7 protein-coding genes and 1 pseudogene are annotated in these 6,250 nt (G+C 35.4%); 4 read left to right on the forward strand and 4 right to left on the reverse strand.

What is annotated here, in order from left to right; all coding sequences use genetic code 11:
* Both AC1DPQ_RS15765 and AC1DPQ_RS15770 read left to right on the forward strand, forming a co-directional pair.
* A pseudogene (locus tag AC1DPQ_RS15765) lies at positions 1 to 236 on the forward strand (putative sulfate exporter family transporter); the annotation flags it as partial.
* Positions 237 to 679: 443 nt separating this feature from the next.
* Complete coding sequence (locus tag AC1DPQ_RS15770) at positions 680 to 1,567, forward strand: sugar phosphate isomerase/epimerase family protein (RefSeq protein ID WP_477583755.1); 888 nt, start codon at positions 680 to 682, stop codon at positions 1,565 to 1,567.
* A gap of 40 nt (positions 1,568 to 1,607) precedes the next feature.
* Here the strand turns inward: AC1DPQ_RS15770 and AC1DPQ_RS15775 are convergent, their stop codons facing one another.
* On the reverse strand, positions 1,608 to 2,234 hold the full coding sequence (locus AC1DPQ_RS15775) for a hypothetical protein (RefSeq protein WP_477583753.1): 627 nt from the start codon (positions 2,232 to 2,234) through the stop codon (positions 1,608 to 1,610).
* 273 nt (positions 2,235 to 2,507) lie between these two features.
* Here AC1DPQ_RS15775 and AC1DPQ_RS15780 point away from each other — a divergent pair, with 273 nt between their 5' ends.
* Positions 2,508 to 2,996 (forward strand): hypothetical protein, encoded by a 489-nt coding sequence (locus AC1DPQ_RS15780; protein ID WP_477583751.1) that lies wholly within the window; start codon positions 2,508 to 2,510, stop codon positions 2,994 to 2,996.
* A gap of 113 nt (positions 2,997 to 3,109) precedes the next feature.
* On the opposite strand, the gene AC1DPQ_RS15785 is transcribed toward AC1DPQ_RS15780, so the two are convergent.
* The 3 genes from AC1DPQ_RS15785 to AC1DPQ_RS15795 form a co-directional block, all read right to left on the reverse strand.
* Entirely contained in the window at positions 3,110 to 3,319 is a 210-nt protein-coding gene (locus AC1DPQ_RS15785) for a cold shock domain-containing protein (RefSeq protein ID WP_215126053.1), read from the reverse strand.
* A gap of 178 nt (positions 3,320 to 3,497) precedes the next feature.
* Positions 3,498 to 4,637: a sensor histidine kinase gene (locus tag AC1DPQ_RS15790; protein WP_477610165.1), complete on the reverse strand. Its 1,140-nt coding sequence runs from the start codon at positions 4,635 to 4,637 to the stop codon at positions 3,498 to 3,500.
* A gap of 233 nt (positions 4,638 to 4,870) precedes the next feature.
* On the reverse strand, positions 4,871 to 5,596 hold the full coding sequence (locus AC1DPQ_RS15795) for a LytR/AlgR family response regulator transcription factor (protein WP_477610167.1): 726 nt from the start codon (positions 5,594 to 5,596) through the stop codon (positions 4,871 to 4,873).
* 283 nt (positions 5,597 to 5,879) lie between these two features.
* On the opposite strand from AC1DPQ_RS15795, the gene AC1DPQ_RS15800 reads away from it, so the two are divergent.
* Positions 5,880 to 6,250, forward strand: a 371-nt coding sequence (locus tag AC1DPQ_RS15800; protein ID WP_477610169.1) for an MsnO8 family LLM class oxidoreductase, incomplete at its 3' end; no start/stop codon positions are given.

Raw genomic sequence — 6,250 nt, forward strand, 5'->3', positions numbered from 1 at the left:
CTCCCACAACTGCAAAAAGTGTTGGACCAACCTTAAACGGCTTACGTACAGTGTGGTTTGCAATCGCTTTTATTTCAATCGGTATGGAAGCTAAATTTTCATCACTGGTAAAACTTCAGGGCGGTAAACCCGCATTTACATTTGTTACAGCACAAATATTTAACATATTTTGGACCCTCTTATGGTCGTATATTTTATTTGGCGGATATCTATTTCCTATACCTGATTTTAAATAAGTGAGGAATTGGGTTTTACGCTATCATTCACAGATTCCTATAGGAAAGTCGTCAATTGCGAGGAACGAAGATAACCGAACGATTGAGCTCATGAATGCCTTTAAAAACATATGCAAAAATGAATAATCTTAATGTGTAAGACGCTTTTACCCCAAAAACGTTGCAGTAGAAATGCCGCTATTATGCCAACACCGCTAAATTGTCGACGAACTGGATTTAAAAAGTGCCCAATGGCAGAAGTTATTTTTGTATTTGATTGAAAGGAGCTTCCATTTATTCCGTTTTCTTCGGAATCTGTGATTTTGCTGATACAAAACTTAATGATTAGATTTTATATTATCTTTAAGGGAGAATTTTTAGACACTCACCAGGAAGTTGTTCAGTTAATTAGGAGAAGGGGAGCTTGAGACTTCATTTTTTGACCAAATCGTTTAAATAACAATATGAGAAGTACAAAATTTAGCTATCTGGCTTTTTTTATCTGCCTGGTTTATACCGGTTTTTGTGGTTTTATTTCTGATAAACAGGCATATCCGCGTTTAGGGATTGTATCTGGATTAGCACAGGACAGTTTAGCTTATGCCTCTGGTTTTAAAATGATTGGCGAATCTGTTCCGAAGATGCTTTCACCTGCATTAACAGATGATCAGTTTCTTGCCAACGTGGTAAAGATTAAAGCTGCAAAATGTAAAGTATTAACCTGTAACCTTTTCTATCCGGCGAGTATAAAAATAGCTGGCCCAGAGGTAGATGAAGCGAAGGTTTTAACTTATACCGAAACTGTTCTTTCAAGAGCTCAACAAGCGGGGATCAAGTTTATTGTTTTGGGCAGCTCGGGGGCAAGGAGTATTCCGGCTGATTATAATGTCGTTAAGGCAAAATCAGATTTTATTAGCCTGGGCAAAAAACTAGCGCAAATTGCCGGGAAATATAAGGTTACAATTTTGCTAGAAAATCTCGAAACCACCGAAACTAACTTCATCACCTCGTTAAAGTCAGCTGCAGAAATTGTAAGGGAGATTGATCATCCAAATTTCAGGCTTAATGCTGATATATTTCACATGATGCGTGAAGGAGAGTCCCCAAATGAAATTATTGAGGCCGGAACATTAATTGCATTTTCTGAGGTTGCCGAAAAACAAAACAGGTCGTTGCCAGGTGTTATGGGCGACGATTTTAAGCCTTATTTAAGAGCCTTACACAAAATAAACTATAAAGGTTTCATCTTTATGGAAGGAAGTATCAAAAATGCTGCTGTAGAAATGCCGCTTGCTTTCAAATATCTTTCTGCTCAGATTGCAGAAGTGTATTCGGAAAAGAAAGCAGATTAATTATTGTTCTTTTCTACTGAAATAAGATATATAAATGCTGTTATTTCGACAATAATACCAGCGATTGCACATTTGATTTTTCTGCAGCCTTATCAATATTTGGTAAACGCATTTTTGCAACGTTGGCCTCGACAGTTAAAGATGGATTTTCACTTTTAGTAAGTGCAGCTATGTCTCTTACTGTGCTCGATAACATTTTAAGTGTAAGCATAAATTGACGGTCGATATTCCTGATCTTCTGAAAATCAACATTTGGATTAAAATGTTCGGTATTCGACCGCTCACTTTGATTAAACTGGATGCTGTCTAAAAGAACCAATTTGTCTGTAATCTGGTTCAATACTTCGTCCGAAAGATTTAGTCCTTGTATGCCTATTACCCTATTGTTTTTTATATAATAATCTAAGCCATTAAAGCTAATGAGGGTTAAGTTATTCCTGTTGATGATGTATTCTGCCTTTGGAAGACTATTTTTCGAACGGTTTTTATTATATGCACAGCGCTGAGCAGCTAAACGTTCAATCATATCGTTTCCGTTCAATCTATCTACATTCTCGAAAATATCAGCTAGTTTTGTTGGCTTGTTTTGAGCAAGAACATGAATTGATAAGCAAGATAATGAAGTGATTACAAGGAATACTAGAGCGGATGATTTGATACTTTTCATGCCGCAAAGATATATGTATAATTGCTAAAATTAAATTTTTTGTATGTTTAATATTACGTTTTTAAGGTGTTTTTGATTTTTTTTGATGATAAAAATCAATTTTTTATTTAACAGGTATTTAATAATTAAAAAACACACGCAATTCTTTGGCTTAGCAGATTGGATTTTTACGGAAAAGAATTCGCAATTAGGTTTTTAATTCTGTGCTTTTTTGTGCTTAAGAAATAGTTCTATACTTTTGGTTTCGCGATATATAGTATTACCTTATTATTGATGATCGAACTCGACTTTTTCTTTAATCTGCCTAATGGCGATATCATGCATTTTCAGCTTATCCGGCTTTCGAGAGGTGAGCTGTGGACTGTTCTTGACCATAAACAGGTATTGGAAAGGATAATAAAAGAAGGTGGGAAATGGAAAACATTGCTAGGCAGTTCCCTATCCGAAGAACTTATACAAAGTATAGGACTGTTTATTGATCGGCAGCAATATCAAAATTTGCCTATCGAGATTAAATTGAGATGGCCAAAGCTTATTGAGGAAATTATAGTGAATTCAGATACTGAATATATTGTGGTCTGCAAGCCCTTTGTAAATTTCAGATCATTTGAAAAAATGTTTGAAAAATTTGTACCTGCCATGATAAAGGATGAGTGGGCAATCAATTTCAAAGTTTACAACCACGATTTTGGCGAAGATTTTATAAAGAAACTAAGCCGCAAGGAAGAAAAATCCAGTTATCATCCTATTCAGAAATGGTAATCTTATATTGGAAGCAGGGATTCTGCTTCATATTAAATTTCAACTATTTAAAATATCACATATAATTTCCTTTATTGGATTTAGTATGGCGTCAAAATTTAATTAAGGTGCTATTAAGATGTTAATTCTGCAGTGTTAACTAAATGTATTTTTGTTGCAGCAAGACCTCTTGCTGTAAGCTCTATTTCAAAAGAAATTTCATCATTAAGCCTGATTTCTTCCTGGAGTTCCATTAAAAAGAATTGAATTTTCTGTTCATTTTCATCTTTAATAATGCCATGTCCACTATTTTGATCTACATAGCATATTGTACCCTTTCTCATTTTTTATCTGTTTTGTTAAGATTTACCCTTAATTCTTCAATGAAGATTTATTTAAATATTAGAACGTCAATTAGGAGGGTTTAATATAGTAATAATTTTGTTACATTGAGTTGAGGAAATCGATATATTTATTGATGGTGAGAATGTAGAAGGGGTTCTTATTGGGTMAATTTAATTGTTAAAGAGGGATAGTTTGTTCAGCTTTTTTATCTTCTGATTCTATTATTAATGCATTTAAGGAAATACTTATGCTTAAAATATAGAAGCCTTCTTCGTCTATTCCTGCAGTTATTTCGGCATTTTGGTGATAAGCGTATTTTAATCGGTTACGGATATTGTCCATTCCTGAACCAAAGCCTACCTTGCTTTGTATTAATCTGGGTAAATTTCGGCTTTCGATACGCAGTTTGTCATCAAAGGTATAAACATCTATAGTGGCCTTATCTTCTATGCTATTAAGATTGCCGTGTTTAAACATGTTTTCTAAAATAGTAAGCAAAACAAGCGGAATTAATTTGATTTCATCAAGATCAGGGCCGCTAGCAAGCTCAATATAAATTGCACCTTGCGTAATGCGGTGCAAACCAATCAGGTTTTCGCATTGTGCAATCTCTTCACTTAAATATACGTAGCCTTCATTATGTTGGGTATTGGCAGCAAAACGCATCATATCTGAAAGATAAAGCATTACCTTGGCGTCTTCTGGAKAGTAGGTGCTTAGTTTCTGGTGTATAAACTCAAAAGTATTAAAGAGCAGATGTGGATTAATCTGTGCTTTCATGAAAGCATTCTTAGACATAGCTAGTTCCTTATCCATTTTTTCCTTATCAATAAGCATTTGAAAACGCAGTTTTTCGATACGTGATTTTTCTGCTTTTTCTTTGATGAACCGCTTTAAGAAATAGTAACCTGTAGAAAAAAGAAGGAAAAACGAACCCCTATAAAGTACCCTGGATATTCTGATCCTAAAACTTGGCAATTTCCCCGGTAAAATATTGGTATAAGTATTTAATAGAATATCAACTACGGTAACTATGCCCAAATAGGCCAAGATTGCGAGGATAACTACCAGAGGAACCTTCCATACCGCTCCGCTAGGGAACTCTATGGCTTTTTCTATCAGTAAAGGATAGGTGTAAAATAAGGTCATATTAATCAAGTAGTGAATAGCGTAGTTGCCGAACGTTCCTAAGATACCTGCAAAATAAAGCACCATCAGCGTTTCCCAAATGATAAATACAGTCCAAGCAATTATGTGTATCCGGTAAGTATACAGCCAGTTTCGCAACATACTGTTGCTCCATTTTAAACTATTCATAAAGACTTATTTACTATTTGTGTAACGATTAAAGTTATAGCGTGCTATCGCGGCTAGTTTTCGAAAAAAAAGATATGAAAACTCAAAAATTAGCTAAAAGAACACTTTTTGTATTTAAAAAAAAATATAATGGAAAAATAAATGAACCAATAAGTACTTCCGAACCAACTACCGTTGTAATCACTACAGGCATATGTGTAATTTAAATTCAGCAAGCATTTCATTAGTAGCCGTTATTTTTTACGGCTGCTAATGATTAACCTTTCAGAAATAAAGTTTCTAAATTCATTATAATATATATCTCCAACGGTAAAATTTATGTGGTTATTCATCGTAATCCGATTACCATCCACATATAAAATCTTATCAATAGCAACAATATAACCGCGGTGTAACTGTATAAAACCTTTCTTAAGGCTAAGCTGTTCCCGAACATCTTTTAGGCTTAAATAAGCAATAATTACTTTTTCTACGGTATGTATTTTAATGTAATTGTGGAAACTTTCAAAAGCAATAATATCTTCATATTTAACCATTACCGCACGGTGTTCCTCTTCTTTGTTTTTAACCAGAAAGTAATCTTCGTTGGCACCACCGGTCATTTCCTGTCCAAAAAGACGCGTAATGGTAGTGGCAAATTTGGCGTAACTATATGGTTTAAGCAAATAAGCATCTCCTGCTGCTTCAAAAGCATCAAAAGCGTATTCCTGGTGTGAAGTGGTGAAGATGAGCTTTCTGGTTCTAAAGCGGATGGCCTTAGCCAGTTCCAGACCGGAAATCTGGGGCATTTCCACATCCATAAAAATTACATCGACTGTGTCTGAGTTGGCTAGCTCCCTTAAAGCAGTAACTGGATCAGTATATTGCTGGACGAGTCGCATGTTCGGGGTATCCTCAATATATTTTTGTAGCCCCGCTAAGGAACTGAACTGGTCGTCTATGGCTATGCACTTAATCATCTTCAAAAATCTGTTTCTCTTATAACGAAATTACGCCTTTTCGTACCGAAAAGGGTACTATCTGTACGGATTAATTTAAAGTCTTTTCTTATTTACTAATTTAACGCAAAAATGTGTCAATTAAGTTTAAAAGATGCAGGCAATAGCTTCACTTTGCACAGATTCCTTGCATAATACCCACTTGTGCAGATTAGTGTTGGTTAAACGTCATATATATTCAGATAAACCAGACTTGGTTTTATTAAGGATATTTTTGCAGCATAGATTTTATTCCTATTAATTTATGGCTGATCACTTATTGAAAAATATACGTTATTCCGTTCTCGATCTTGCAACCGTGTTAGATGGTTTTACTGCTGCAGATACCTTTAAAACAAGCCTCGATTTAGCTAAACAGTCTGAAACTTTAGGTTATACACGTTACTGGTTTGCTGAACACCATAACATGGCTGGTGTTGCCAGTTCGGCAACAGCTGTGCTTATTGGTTATATTGCTGGTGGCACCGATARCATCCGCGTAGGCTCTGGAGGCATTATGCTACCCAATCATGCACCTTTAATTGTTGCCGAACAATTTGGTACTTTGGCCTCTCTTTATCCCAACCGTATCGATCTGGGCTTGGGCAGGGCACCCGGAACCGACCAGGTTACGGC

The sequence above is a fragment of the Pedobacter sp. 01T416_2 genome (assembly GCF_056398925.1).